At 37.7% G+C, this 14,374-nt stretch carries 8 protein-coding genes; 7 read left to right on the top strand and 1 reads right to left on the bottom strand.

Features of this window, described 5'->3' with window-relative positions; all coding sequences use genetic code 11:
- Nucleotides 1-37 precede the first annotated feature (37 nt).
- The 5 genes from NRL14_RS01595 (at nucleotide 38) to NRL14_RS01615 (ending at nucleotide 8,352) form a co-directional block, all read left to right on the top strand.
- Nucleotides 38-2,392, top strand: a complete 2,355-nt coding sequence (locus NRL14_RS01595) for a DNA polymerase II (RefSeq protein WP_306723821.1) — start codon at nucleotides 38-40, stop codon at nucleotides 2,390-2,392.
- Nucleotides 2,393-2,797: 405 nt separating this feature from the next.
- Nucleotides 2,798-5,683: a TonB-dependent siderophore receptor gene (locus NRL14_RS01600; RefSeq protein WP_306723822.1), complete on the top strand. Its 2,886-nt coding sequence runs from the start codon at nucleotides 2,798-2,800 to the stop codon at nucleotides 5,681-5,683.
- 63 nt (nucleotides 5,684-5,746) lie between these two features.
- Nucleotides 5,747-5,986, top strand: a complete 240-nt coding sequence (locus tag NRL14_RS01605; RefSeq protein WP_306723823.1) for a hypothetical protein — start codon at nucleotides 5,747-5,749, stop codon at nucleotides 5,984-5,986.
- Between the two features lie 187 nt (nucleotides 5,987-6,173).
- Nucleotides 6,174-6,476, top strand: coding sequence for an H-NS histone family protein (locus NRL14_RS01610; RefSeq protein WP_306723824.1), 303 nt, complete (start codon nucleotides 6,174-6,176; stop codon nucleotides 6,474-6,476).
- A gap of 124 nt (nucleotides 6,477-6,600) precedes the next feature.
- Nucleotides 6,601-8,352: a DEAD/DEAH box helicase gene (locus NRL14_RS01615; protein ID WP_306723825.1), complete on the top strand. Its 1,752-nt coding sequence runs from the start codon at nucleotides 6,601-6,603 to the stop codon at nucleotides 8,350-8,352.
- A 44-nt stretch (nucleotides 8,353-8,396) separates the two neighbouring features.
- Here the strand turns inward: NRL14_RS01615 and NRL14_RS01620 are convergent, their stop codons facing one another.
- Nucleotides 8,397-8,732 carry a ribonuclease E inhibitor RraB gene (locus NRL14_RS01620; RefSeq protein WP_306723826.1) on the bottom strand — a complete coding sequence of 112 codons (336 nt, stop codon included), beginning with the start codon at nucleotides 8,730-8,732 and terminating at the stop codon, nucleotides 8,397-8,399.
- Between the two features lie 214 nt (nucleotides 8,733-8,946).
- Between NRL14_RS01620 and NRL14_RS01625 the strand changes: the two genes are divergently transcribed.
- Nucleotides 8,947-10,674 carry an autotransporter assembly complex family protein gene (locus tag NRL14_RS01625; RefSeq protein WP_306723827.1) on the top strand — a complete coding sequence of 576 codons (1,728 nt, stop codon included), beginning with the start codon at nucleotides 8,947-8,949 and terminating at the stop codon, nucleotides 10,672-10,674.
- Nucleotides 10,674-14,363 (top strand): translocation/assembly module TamB domain-containing protein, encoded by a 3,690-nt coding sequence (locus NRL14_RS01630; RefSeq protein ID WP_306723828.1) that lies wholly within the window; start codon nucleotides 10,674-10,676, stop codon nucleotides 14,361-14,363. The genes NRL14_RS01625 and NRL14_RS01630 overlap by 1 nt, the downstream gene beginning before the upstream one ends.
- The last annotated feature ends 11 nt before the right edge of the window (nucleotides 14,364-14,374 follow it).

Below are 14,374 nucleotides of genomic sequence, written 5' to 3' on the forward strand. Positions count from 1 at the left end.
ATATAATTACAGTGTATATATTAAGTGGGATCGTACGTTGACACAAGCAATCTATCAGGGCTTTATTTTATCAAGGCAACAATACTCGCCTAAGAGTAAGCGTGGGATCACGCTTTGCTACTGGCTCGTATCTGACAATGGCCCAATTAAAGTACTAATTGAAAACCAGCAAGCTGTTTTTTTTATCCCACAAGATGAACACAATTTTGCACAAAGCATATTAAATAAAGAAAATATAAGTGTTAATTTTAAAACGGTAGAAATGCGCCATTTTAGTGGTGTTGTGTGCATAGGCTGTTATTTTAATGATGTAAGTAACCTTTACAAAGCACGCACATTACTTGAAAAGCACATAAGTATATACGAAGCGGATATACGCCACAGCGATCGTTTTTTAATGGAACGTTTCATTAAAGGTGGGGTATGGGTTACGGGTGAAGTATCTCAAAAAAATGGCTTTATTTTAATTAGCAATGCTAAATTAAAAGCGAGCCCTGAATATACACCCTCGCTGAAATCGCTTTCATTAGATATTGAGTGTAATGGTGAGGGCGTATTGTTTTCGGTTGGGCTGGTAGGAAATGGCCTTGATACTGTATTAATGATTGGTGAGCCTCAACAGCATAATCAGCCATTTAATATTGATTGGTGCTTTGACGAGATTAATCTACTACAAAAGCTACGGCAGTATATCAATAATAATGATCCTGACATTATTGTGGGTTGGAATGTCATTGAATTTGATTTTACAGTGTTAAACTCTCGGGCAGAGGCGCTAGGGATAACGCTTAATTTTGGCCGGGATCAGCAGCCTTTAAATATAAAAACAGGGCATTACACTCGCCTCACCTTACCTGGGCGAAGCGTTATAGATGGCATTGATACCTTAAAAAATGCCACTTATCACTTTGATAACTATTCGCTTGCGAACATTTCTTATAAAGTCCTTGGTGAATCCAAACTAATTCAGGCGGATAATCGTTTAAGTGAAATTGTTCGTCAATTTAATGAAGATAAGCTCAACTTAGCAGCTTATAACCGACAAGATTGTATACTCGTTAAGAGGATTTTTGCAGAGTTACAACTCTTTGAATTTGCAATAGTGAGGACTCAGTTAACCGGTCTTGAGCTTGAGCGAATGGGCGGCTCGGTTGCAGCATTTACTAACTTATATTTGCCATTACTACATCGCAGCGGGTATGTTGCGCCAAATTTAGGCGATCACGGTTTATCTTTTGAAAGCCCCGGTGGTTATGTAATGGAGTCAGTGCCTGGGCTTTATAAGAATATACTTGTTTTAGATTTTAAAAGCCTATATCCCTCAATTATGCGAACTTTTTGTATTGACCCTCTTGGGCTTATTAAAGGGTTAGACTCACCTGAAAATGCAATTGAAGGGTTTAATGAAGCCGTTTTTTCACGAAATGAACACCACTTACCGTCGTTAATTAAGCATTTAACACATACACGGCAAAGGGCAAAAGACACAAATCAGCCAATGTTATCGCAAGCTATAAAAATAATAATGAACAGCTTATACGGCGTACTTGGCTCTAAGGGGTGTCGATTTTATGATCCAAGATTATCGAGTTCAATAACATTACGTGGGCATGAAATTATGCAAACAACCCGTAAATGGATTGAAACGTTAGGTTATGAAGTAATTTATGGCGATACAGACTCTATTTTTGTAAAAGCTGATGATCAGCTAAGTGCGCTGAGTTGCAATCAAATAGGCAAGGATTTAACGCTCTATATTAATAATAAATGGAGCTTCGATATTAAGGACCGTTTTGGGCTTACTAGTTATTTAGAAATAGAGTTTGAAACCCACTATAGCCCATTTTTTATGCCAACAATAAGAGGTAAAAAAACGGGTTCAAAAAAACGTTACGTAGGACAAATTATAAAAAATGGGATGCCTGAACTTATATTTAAAGGAATGGAAACCGTACGCAGCGATTGGACCGAATTTGCACAAGAGTTTCAAAAAGAGTTATTCAAAACTTTATTTAATGAAAAATTTGAAATAAAACAACTTCACGAGATTATAAGTGACTACACCAAAAGATTGTTCGCAGGTGAATTCGATGAAAAGTTAATATACCGTAAAAAGTTAGGACAAAATCTAAATGATTACGTAAAAAATGTTCCTCCCCAAGTGCAAGCGATTAAAAAGTATAAAGCTAGTAATCCTGATTTTGAAATTAAACGAGGTCAAATTATTGAATATGTTTATTCTGATGATGGGGCGCAATTATACAATGGTTCAAATAATTTAAATTATTCGGTTTACATACAAAAACAGCTAACACCTATCGCTCAAATGGTACTTGATGCCTTGAATTTAAAAGAAATTGAATATCAAGGGGCTCAACTTTCATTTTTATAATTACTTTACAGTTTTTGTATTTAAATCGTTATTTTTATTGTGTGAAATTTAACCTGCTTTGATATGGGATGAAGTGTTTTTCTCTTTTTTTGTTAAAATTTATGATTCCCTCATGTTGTTTTGTTAATAATCCCCTATTTTATGTAATTTAAATTGAACCTTTTTACTTATTTTTTTCTGCTTTTAAAACAATTAGTTATGTCTTTGTGCTTTTCTAAGTGATTGATATTTAATTGTGTATCTAAGTTTTTTTTGTAATTTAAAAGGGTTTAAGGTTAATTGATTGTTGACGTTGTTGTTTCACTGGTATTATCATTCATTACACAATTGTAGCGTTTTGTAACACTTTGCCATCACGTTAGATTGAAAATTATAATTAATAAAATGTATTCTTGGGAGAATCAAATGTTAAATAATCAAGTAACAAAAGCTGTTCGCTTAGCGATTGCTTTTGGTGCAGCATCAACAGCTGCATTTTCAGCAAGTACCATGGCAGCAGAGGGTGCAGGAAAAGTAGAACGAATAGAAGTTACTGGCTCACGAATTAAAAGAACGGATATGGAAGGTGCGAATCCTGTACAAATAATTTCTCGTGATGATCTTGTTACTTCAGGTATCAGTAACGTTGGTGATATTCTTCAAGAAATCCCTTCAGTAGCTGGCGCTGGTACAAATGCAGCAGTTAATAATGGTGGTTCAGGTGCAGTTCGTGTTTCTTTACGTGGGTTAGGTTCTTCAAGAACCCTGATACTCCTAAATGGCCGTCGTATGGTTGCATCAGGAAGCGGTGCTAACTCTTCTGTAGATTTAAGTACAATACCTACAGCAATTATTAAACGTGTTGAAGTCCTCAAAGACGGTGCTTCTGCAATCTATGGTTCAGATGCAATTGGCGGCGTGGTTAACATTATCACACGTGATGACTTTGAAGGCTTTGAAGCTACAGCAAGCTATGACGCGTCAACGCATGGCGGTGATGGTGAAACTAAAAGCTATGACTTTACTGTTGGTTTAACAAACGATAAAGGTGGCGTTGTAGCCAGCGCTTACTATGTTCAGCAGGGCTCTCAGTCTTCTGGCGACCGTGATTGGTCTAAATTTTCATTAGATATGGATCACACAGGCGAAATTTCTAAAGGTGGTTCATCTGCGGGACCTTGGGGCCGTTATGGTGGCATTGATGGCTCAATTGCTGGTGAAGATTGTTCTACATTTACTCACGGTGCAGCTAATGGACCAGGTCAATCAGATCCAAGTGACTTTGCTAACCCAACAGGCTATGATTGTTACGGAAGCAAAGATGCATATAACTTTGCCCCTGTTAACTTCCATTTAACGCCAGCAGAGCGCTACGGTATATTTGTACAAAGTAATTATGAATTTTCTGAACATGCTCGTTTCTTTTCTGAAATTAGCTTAAACCGCCGAATTTCTGATACTAAGCTTGCTCCATTACCATTAGCACCGCTTGCATTCTTTGGTGTGACTGATGCAAATTATTCTGCGGATAATTACTACAATCAACAGTTTGGTCCTAAAGATCGTAATGGTGACACAGTAGAAATATCTGATTGGCGTCGTCGTATGGTTGAAACTGGTGGTCGAGATACTCAATTCCGCGTTGATACTGTTCGTGCTGTAGTTGGTTTTGAAGGTGATATTAACGATGATTGGGGCTATGAAGTTTCATACATCTTTGGTTCAAGTGATTCTACAACTAAACGAGCTGGCGGCGTAAACTTTGAAAAAGTTACACAAGCTGTAGGTCCTTCGTTCCAAGATACTGATGGAAGTATTGTATGTGGGACTGTAGATAATCCTATCGTAGGTTGTACATCACTAAATGTATTTGGTATCCCAGGAACTGATACTCAAGTTACCCAAGATATGTTAGATTTTATTTCGTTTGAAGCACATGACTTTGGTTCAAATGAACAGCAAATAATTAGTGGTAGCGTATTCGGTAGTGCATTCGAATTACCTGCTGGTAGTTTAGGTATGGCATTTGGTCTTGAGCACCGTGAAGAAAAAGGTGGTGACTTCCCTGATGCTCTAATTGCATTAGGAATTACATCTGGTTCTAGTCGTCAAGAAACATCAGGTAGCTACACAGTAGATGAAGCTTATGCTGAGTTTAATGTACCACTATTATATGACGCACCTTTTGCTAAGGTATTAGAGTTAGATTTAGCAATTCGCTATTCTGATTATGACACTTTTGGTGATACTACAAACCATAAAGTAGGCATTAAGTGGTCTCCTATGGATGGCCTGATGTTCCGTGGAACATCATCTACTGCATTTAGAGCTCCTTCTACTTCTGACCTGTTCTCAGGTGCATCAGATAATAGCCCTGAGGTTTCGGATCCATGTGCTACAAACCCAACATCGTTCTGTATAGCTGATGGTGTTCCAGCAGCTGGTTTTGAGCCTATCGGTGATCAGTTATCTTCTACTCTAGGTGGTAACCCAGATTTACAACCAGAAGAAGCTGATATATTTACAGTTGGCGTAGTTTATAGCCCAGAGTTTGTTGATGGTTTATCTTTCACAGTTGATTACTGGGATATTGAACTAGAAAATGCAATCAGTTCTGTAGGTGAGCAGCTAATTTTAAACAAGTGTGCCGAAAGCGGTACTTATTGTGATCAAATCACTCGTTATACATCTGGTATTTTAGCTGGTAATTCAAGCGATATTGATAACAGAAATATTAACGTAGGTGGTGTTGAATCATCAGGGTATGACTTCAATATTGCTTATACTACAGATACTTCGATTGGTTCATTATCAACAAGTTTAGATGCAACTTACTATGATGATTACACTATTACTCAAGCTGATGGTTCAACGCTTCAAAATGCTGGCTACTACCGTCGAAATAGTGGTGATGGTAACTTCCCTGAGTGGAAAACAAACCTTAATGTTTCGTTAACTCAAGAAAATTGGTCTGCTACTTATGCACTGCGTTATATTGGTGAAGTTGAAGAGAACTTCACAAATGTTGATCCAGAAGATTTAGCTGATGTTAATTCATCATTTAGAACTGAAGCTGTTAATGTTGCAGGTGTTCTTGATTCTTACGATGTAATTAGGACTGTTGACTCTCAAGTTATTCATAATGCTCGTTTTAGTTACTTCTTTGATAACTACACAACGACATTTGGTATTAATAATATCTTTGACGAAGATCCTCCGTACGCAGCTACAGGATTCAATGATAATACAGACCCTCGTACTTACAATACAACAGGTCGTCATTTGTATTTAACACTTCATGCTAAATTTTAAGTAGTTGTTATTTCTTATAACGTCAATACATAAGTATTGACGTTATAATTTAAGGAAATCGAAATGAAAAAGTTGTTAGGTATATTAAGTATCAATTTATTATTACTAAGTGGCTGTACAGCTCTAACAAAGGACGATAACTCTAATTCAAATCTAGTATGTGAAAAAATAGCTGTTACTGGGAGTAATATAAAAAAACGGACTTGTATGTCAAAAGAATTAGCTGAAGAACAACGTAAGAAAAACCAAGATGCTATGAGAGAAATAAATAAAAGAGGGAATATCTACCAAGATAGGAAGTAAAACTATAACTTACATTAAATCTATTTGTGGATGCTTTGTGGCGACAGCTTATATTAACTTATTATTTCGTTAGATAATTAACATTGTGCTACTAGTTATATTTAGTAAACAAGCATATAATAAACAAGAATATAATAAGCAAGAATATAATAAGCAAGCATAACCAAATAAATTTAGCGAGATATAGATGAAAGAAGTCCGATCTTTTATTAAAACTGCATCATTAGCTGAGCTTGAGAAAGCACAGCAGTTGATTGGTGATGCAATTTCAAAATATACCCAGCAACAAAAAGCAAAACAGGAAGTTTTGGAACTTTTAAAAGAAAAAGGACTTACGCTAGAAGATTTACAAGATGGAGCATCTGACAAACGCACCAAAGTTAAGCCTAAGTACCGCATGGAACTGAATGGTGAGACTATTGAATGGACTGGCCGTGGCCGTCGCCCTAAAGCGTTTGAAGGTGTTGAACTTGAAAATTATTTAGCCTAAAGCTAAATATAAGAGAAGCCGAAGCTTCTCTTTTTTGTTTACCCCTCAATAAAATATAATTAAAGTTTAAAACTCCTAGCTATTATTTGCTAAAATCTCCCCACTCAAACCTATTTGTTTTCCCATGAGCTATAAACTAAGACCTTACCAGCAAGAAGCCGTAGAACGCACCGTTTTACACTTTAGAAAGAGTAATGATCCTGCCGTTGTTGTACTACCAACCGGTGCAGGTAAAAGCCTTGTTATTGCTGAACTTGCCCGTATTGCTAAGCAAAAAATATTAGTGCTTGCTCATGTAAAAGAGCTTGTAGAGCAAAATTCGCAAAAATATAAAAGTTTTGGTTTAGAGGCGAGTATATTTTCAGCAGGCTTAAAAGAAAAATCATTAAACCATCAAGTAACTTTTGCCAGTGTGCAATCACTTTCCCGTAATTTAAATAAATTAAATGAGCGTTATTCATTACTTATTATTGATGAATGCCACAGGGTAAATGGGGATAAAAAAAGCCAGTACGGAAAAGTAATAAGCAGTTTAAAAGAGTATAACCCTCAGTTAAAAGTATTGGGTTTAACAGCAACACCTTATCGGTTAGGAATGGGGTGGATATACCACCACCATTATCATGGTTTTGTTAAAGGGACTAAAGAAAGTCCGTTTAAAAGTTGTATTTTTGAATTGCCGCTCAGGTATATGATCAAACATAATTATTTAACGCCGCCTAACGAAGTTGATGCAGCAATTAGCCATTATGATTTTTCGTCCTTAGATAGCAATGCATTTGGGCAATATACGACTGATGATATGAATGCGCTTTTAAAAAACAGTGAGCGCGCAACGAAAGCTATATTACAGCAAGTAATTCAATACAGTGAAGAGCGTGAAGGTGTTATGGTTTTTGCCGCCACGGTAATGCATGCCCAGGAAATATTAAGCTACCTACCAGCTCATCAAAGTGCACTTATAACAGGTGATACGCCAAACACTGAGCGCGATAAAATCATTAATCAATTTAAAGCTAAGCAATTAAAGTATCTAGTTAATATATCGGTACTAACAACCGGCTTTGATGCGCCACATATCGACTTTATAGCTATTTTAAGACCTACAGAATCAGTTAGTTTATATCAACAAATTGTGGGGCGAGGTCTCAGGTTATCTGAATCAAAAACAGATTGCTTAGTAATAGATTATGCTGGCAATGGTTTTAATTTATTTCACCCTGAAGTAGGTGACAAAAAAGGCGATAGTGATAACGAGCCTGTACAAGTGCTTTGCCCAGGTTGTGGGTTTGCGAATATATTTTGGGGTAAAACAGACTCCACTGGCAAAGTAATAGAGCACTTTGGCAGGCGTTGCCAAGGCCTATTAGAAGATGATGATGGACATAAAGAGCAGTGCGATTATCGTTTTAGGTTTAAAGAGTGTGAGCAGTGCGGTGCCCAAAATGATATTGCTGCACGACAATGCCACGATTGCGGCGCGGTAATGGCCGACCCTGATGATAAGTTACGTAATGCATTAAACTTGAAAGACGCACTTGTGCTCCGATGTAGTGGGTTATCGGTAACTCAAATTAAAGATGAACTTATTAAAGTAACGTATTTTGATGAAGATGGCGCAAGTTGCGATGAGGTATATAACCTCGAAAATAAAGGCGGGCAATTTATATTTAATAAGCAATTTGGTCAACGTGTGGGGCTTGGGCAAACACCTATTAATTTTAAAACTGCAGCGCAAGTAGTAAGCGCACAATTTGAATTAGTACCACCGGATTTTGTTATTGCACGAAAAAGCAAAAAATATGGTTGGAAAGTAGCTGATAAGCTATTTGACTATAAAGGGGGTTTTAGAAAGGCAAATCAGTTAAGCCGCTAAGCTTAACTGATAGAGTACATTGAACTAATACAATTAAAAGGCAACTAAGCCTCGTCACCGTCCATTAATCCCCAGCCATCACCGTATCCATTAAAGCTATTAGCAATGTTTTCAATGTATTGCTCAGCTTGTCCTAAAAGGGTGTGCTCTGGCACCATTTGTACTTGAGTGATTACTTCCCAAACGCCAGTGTCTTTACATTTTTCAAGTTCAGCATTTTGAACTAATGCATCAGAGACTATTTCTTTAGCAAATTTTTCAGCATCGGCTTCTTGTTCAAATAAAATAAAAAAATCGACTTGGTGCATTTTATTTAAATCAATGCCAGCAGCGGCTATTTCGGCTAAAAGTTGGCCGTTATCATCATCAGGGAATTGCATTAAAAACTCATTTAAAATTAATTTTTTATTCGTAGGCACTATTGTAACTAAAATATTGTCTTAACGCGTACTAATTTTAATTATGCTGATATTTATTCAAAGTTAAATTTACGCGTTAGATTGTTATTAAGTTAATGTGTTGCTCATTATGGCTATGCTAATATGCGCGTAATTAGCCAGTTTCTTGTAAGATATTAAAAGTAAGGATATTTACTTGTTTATTAAGTTTTTACGTTGCATGTGTGTTGTGAGCGCTTTAATTGCGACAAATAGCTATGCGGCAGAAAAAGTCATAGAAGATTACGAAATTGAAGGGTTAAGTGGCGATTTAGAAAATAACGTAGCTCTTTACCTCAAGCAGTTAATTGGCGAGAAGCCAACCCGTACACTTCGCCGTTATGCTCAAAAACAAGTACAAAATAGCATTAAAGCACTTGGTTATTATAGCCCGACCGTCGAGGTTATTTATGATAAAGACGACAGCGACCTAATTGTTAAAGTTGAACGGGGGCCTGCAACTCGCATAGAAGCAATTAATATTACGCTAAATGGTGATGGTCAAAGCGATACTCAATTACAGGCATTGATTAAAAGCAATCACTTAAAGCAAGGTGATGTTTTAAATCATGGTAAATATGACTCTGCTCATAAAAAAATAGAATCTATGTTGCTAGAGCTTGGTTATTTTGATGCTAAGTGGCCAGCGCGCAAATTAGAAGTGTCGCTTAAAAAAAATAGTGCTGTTATTACTTTCATAATTGATACCGGAGTTAGGTATCAGTTTGGCGATATACAAATTGCCAGTAATACGCCTGCTGAAAAATATATACGCTCACTTGCTCCTTTTACTCAAGGTCAACCTTATAAATCAACACATATCGCTGACTATAATTTGGATTTATCAAGCACCCCTTATTTCGCAAACGTGCGTGTTTATGCTGACATTGCAGCGCGTAAAAACAGCCAAGTACCAATTAAGGTAGATGTATTACCCAAGCCAGCTAATAGCTATGAAATTGGTGGCGGTTTTAGTACTGACCTAGGGCCCAAGGTGCGTTTTAAATGGAGTAAACCGTGGATCACAGAAGACGGCCATTACCTCGAAACTAATTTAAATGTGGCGCAAAAGCAGCAAGATATTTCTATGGCTTATACAATACCGGTTGATGATCCTAATGATGATTTATGGCGATTCTCTGTCGGTTATAAATTAGAAGATGAGCTCACAAACGACACTTACAGTGAAATATTAACAGGGCAAGTTCAGCGCCAATGGTTAACCGAAAATAAATGGGTGCGTACTGCATTTTTACGCCGCGACCAAGAAACCTACCGCATCGGTGACGAGCCAGAAGAAAGTACCGAAATGTTAATGCCGGGTATTAGCTACGCCCGCAAAAAATCAAAAGGCGGCACGACTCCCTATTGGGGAGAGCAGTGGCTTATATCTGCTGAGTTTGGTTTAGACGATGTGCTTTCGAGTACTAATTTAATTAGGGTGCAAATGCAACATGCATGGCTACGCACTTATTTTGACCGCCACTTGGTGTTTTTAAAAGCGAATGTGGGAGCAATGCTTGTTGATGATATTGAAAACGTACCTTATTCACTGCGTTTTTACGCAGGTGGCGATCAAAGTGTTCGTGGTTTTGCGTACCAATCAATTTCGCCCGAGAACGATGATGGCGAGCTAATAGGTGGTAAGTATTTACTATCGGGCACGATGGAATATAACTACCAGTTTGCTAAAAATTGGCGAGCAGCTTTATTTGTTGATGGTGGTACTGCGACTAATGATTTTTCTGATGATTTTGAAGTAGGCGCTGGTTTTGGTTTTCGTTATTTAACACCTGTTGGCCCAGTGCGTATAGACCACGCTTGGGGATTAACAAAAGAAAGTAAAAGCACACGTTTAAGTATTACCATAGGGCCAGAAATTTAATGTCAGTATTAAAAAAGATAACAGCCGCCGTAAGTGCTATTTTTGTCACGTTAGTTGTTGCACTATTTTGTTTGTTATTTACTGCACCCGGTAATCAATTTATTGCTTATAGTGCAAACAAAGCGGTAGATGGACTACATATTGAAATTAAAGATGGCCGTTTTATTTATAATGATGCCTTTAATGTACGCTTTGCTAGCAACGGATTGGACTTTAATGCACAACAATTGAAAATTGATTTGTTTTGGTGGCAGTGCGATGGAATTTGTATAGATAACTTAAGTGCTAAATCTATAAATTTAACATTACCAAAAACTGCAGAGTCACAAGAAGAAGCCGCGGCAGAGCCGCTTGAAAAAATCAGCTTACCTTTTAATATTGCTGTAAAAAACATTGCGATCAATAAATTTACTCTAGAGCATCCAAGTGCAAACGTAAGCGTTAATAACTTTAAACTCTCAGCAAAAGCAGAGGGTTCAAAGCTGACGGTTAAAAGCCTGAATATTCCCACCATACTTGTTGCCTTAAAAGAGCAAGAACAAGATGCGAAAACACAAACGGCGCAAAATACTCAAGCGCCTTTAACGCACCTACCCGCATTGCCTAATATAGAATTTACTTCGCCACTTGATTTAGTTGTTGAAGACTTTGAAATAGCTAAAATTACGATTGAGCAAAACGAAGCCCAACATGTTATTGAAAACATCTCGCTGCAATTAAGTGTGGAAGATGCGGTTATTAACTTAGAGTCATTCTCAGCAAAGTATGAGCAGTGGCAGCTTAATACGCACCTTAATGCTGAGCTTGCAGGGAATTTGCCCGTGAAAGGGTATGTTGTTTTACAAAGTGACGAGCACCATGCCAATTTGCAGTTGAATGGCGACTTATCAAATCTAAACTTAAATTTAGAAACGCAGGGACAATATCCGCTTAGTTTAACGGCAACGGCAAATTTAAAGCAGAAAAACTATCCGTTTGAGTTAAATGGCAAAATTAAACAGTGGCTTATTGATGCACAAAGTAATGAGCTTAAAGTGCGAAATGTAAGCCTTAACGCACAAGGTAATGCTGACGACTATCAGCTTAGCCTACAGGGGAATAGCCAATTAGGTGCGTACCCAGCTGTTGACTTAAATACCCAATTAAAAGGCAGTCTCACCAAAGCAACTTTACAAGCGCTAAGCATTAAAGCGAACGAAAGCAGTGCAACTATAAAAGCCAATGTTGATTGGCAAAAGGGCATACAGGTTAACTTTAATGGCACGCTTGCTAACTTAAAAGCGCAGTATTTAACTGATGCCGCTACCAGTGATATTTCAGGACAGTTTAAAGGCTCGTTTAATGCAGCTGACGACAAGTGGCAGCTACAAATGAATAATACAAAGCTAAACGGGTTACTTAACGATGTGCCACTAGAATTTGCCTCAAATTTTAAGCTCGACAACACGTTAAAAGCTAATATTGATAGCTTTTATTTAAGTAGCGGCACCAATAAATTAGCACTAAGCGGGCAAGTTGATGATACTTGGCAAGTTGATGGCAAAGTAACGCTAAAAAGTGATGAAAAAGCTAATATTCCATTTACTGCCGACGGCAACGCAAATTTAAAAGTAAGGGGGGAAAGGTTAATGCCCTCTGTTGATTTAGCACTAATACTCGATCGCTTTATTTTTGATGAAATAAACATTAATAAATTATCAGTAAAAGGGCAGTTAGATACCGCAGCCGATTGGCAAACCGATGTTTCGGTAAGTGTTGGTTCGGCGCTTGTGGCCGAACAACAAATCAATAGTGTTAAAATTGATATTAGCGGCGACAAAACAGATCACCAACTTACGGCATCTGTAGATGCCGAGCAAGGCAGTGTAGAGCTTGAAGTTAATGGCAAAGTTAATAATACCACTTGGAATGGCGAGCTTAGTAATGTAACGCTTAGCGATAAAAAGCTTAGTTTTAGTAATACTAAAAATATTGCCATTATGGTTAATACACAAAGTGGCGACTTTGATGTAAGTGCACATTGTTGGGCATCTGAGCAAAGTAAATTATGTATAGACACGCTAGCGCAATCAAAAGAACTTGGTCAATTAAATGCGAAGCTAAGCAATTTAGCACTTGAGGAGCTTAAGCACTTTTTACCTAATAGCATTCGTACTCGCGGTAATATAGCTGGCGATGTAGCACTTAATTGGCAAAGCGGCGCGCTTAAAACATTACGCGCAAATATCGATTCTAGCGACTTAGAAGCAGTGCTAACCTCGGAAGAAGATCGTTTTAAATTACCAATCGAAACTCTAACTATTAGTGCGTTTTCGGATTCTCAAATTGGCAAGCTTGAAGCTAATTTAGAATCAAGTGTGCTTGGTAAAATAAACACACACATTAATATCGACGATATACAAAATACGCAAGCGCTTAATGGCACCATTAATATTGATAAAATACTCCTTTCAGACTTACAACCTTTTCTTGAAACCCTCGAACAGTTAAAAGGTGATATTAGCGGTAAAGTGGCGTTAGCAGGTACGTTAAAAGATCCTTTATTAAATGGGGAGCTTAATGTGAGCGATATTAGTTTAGAGGGCGAGCAATTACCTATAGCGCTGCAAAAATCAAATATAAATGTATTGTTTGATAAAGCAACAGCCACAATAAAAGGCAACTTAAACGACAATCAAGGCGGTAAAATAAATTTCACCGGTGACGTTGATTGGCAAGGTGCGCAACCTGCTGTAAATGTTGCTGTAGTTGGCGAGCAGTTTTATGTACGCGCGCAGCAAGGGGTTACTTTTAAAGTATCGCCGGATTTAAAAATAGGCTTGGCTAATAATGCACTCAAGCTTGCTGGTGAGGTAGTTGTGCCTTACGGTCGTATAATGATTGAAGAGCTTCCTGAGGGCGCGGTGCAAGTTAGCGATGATGAAATTATTGTTGATCAAAAAACTGAGGCCACCGAGACAGTCCCGTTTGATTACGACATAGATTTAAAAGTGATTGTTAAAAACGATGTAAAAGTAGAGTCGTTTGGCTTGGAATCAAAAGTTGCGGGTGATTTAGCGATAAAAATGAGTCAAGGTGCGCCAATTATAGCCACAGGTGAGCTTAACTTAATTGAAGGTACTTACTTAGCTTTTGGGCAAGATTTAATAATCAGCACCGGGCAAGTAGGTTTTAGCGGTTCAATTGAACAACCATTTTTAAATATTAAAGCAATACGTAACCCCGATACGACTGCAAATGGTGTCATTGCAGGGGTTACGCTCACGGGTAATGTTGAACAACCAACGCTCAAAATATTTTCTGAGCCTGCGATGGATCAAGCTCAAGCACTCGCATATTTACTTAATGGCCAACCTTTAGGTGATGGAGAAAGTTCGTCAAGCGATGCTATGCTTACACAGTTATTACTCTCTCAAGGGGTTAGCCGCAGCGAAGGGGTTGTTTCTAAGGTAGGTGAAACCTTTGGGTTGTCAGATGTAAGTTTAAGCTCATCAGGTAGTGGTGATAGTACCAAGGTAGAAATATCAGGATACGTAGCACCCAGTTTGCAAGTTAAATATAGCGTGGGTGTATTTGATTCGCTCAGTGAAGTGGCTGTGCGTTATCAGTTACTTTCACAGTTATACATAGAGATAACAAGCGGCCTATATCAAAATGTTGATGTGCTATATAAGTTTGATTGGGAATAACCAAAGCTATA

This window comes from Pseudoalteromonas sp. 20-92 (genome assembly GCF_030847595.1).
Lineage (GTDB): Bacteria > Pseudomonadota > Gammaproteobacteria > Enterobacterales > Alteromonadaceae > Pseudoalteromonas > Pseudoalteromonas fuliginea.

Bases quoted from the DNA above. Each gene is read 5' to 3' on its own strand.
- NRL14_RS01630 (WP_306723828.1), top strand. From the start codon at position 10,674: ATGTCAGTATTAAAAAAGATAACAGCCGCCGTAAGTGCTATTTTTGTC.
- NRL14_RS01620 (WP_306723826.1), bottom strand. From the start codon at position 8,732: ATGCAATTCCCTGATGATGATAACGGCCAACTTTTAGCCGAAATAGCC.
- NRL14_RS01615 (WP_306723825.1), top strand. From the start codon at position 6,601: ATGAGCTATAAACTAAGACCTTACCAGCAAGAAGCCGTAGAACGCACC.
- NRL14_RS01605 (WP_306723823.1), top strand. From the start codon at position 5,747: ATGAAAAAGTTGTTAGGTATATTAAGTATCAATTTATTATTACTAAGT.
- NRL14_RS01600 (WP_306723822.1), top strand. From the start codon at position 2,798: ATGTTAAATAATCAAGTAACAAAAGCTGTTCGCTTAGCGATTGCTTTT.
- NRL14_RS01610 (WP_306723824.1), top strand. From the start codon at position 6,174: ATGAAAGAAGTCCGATCTTTTATTAAAACTGCATCATTAGCTGAGCTT.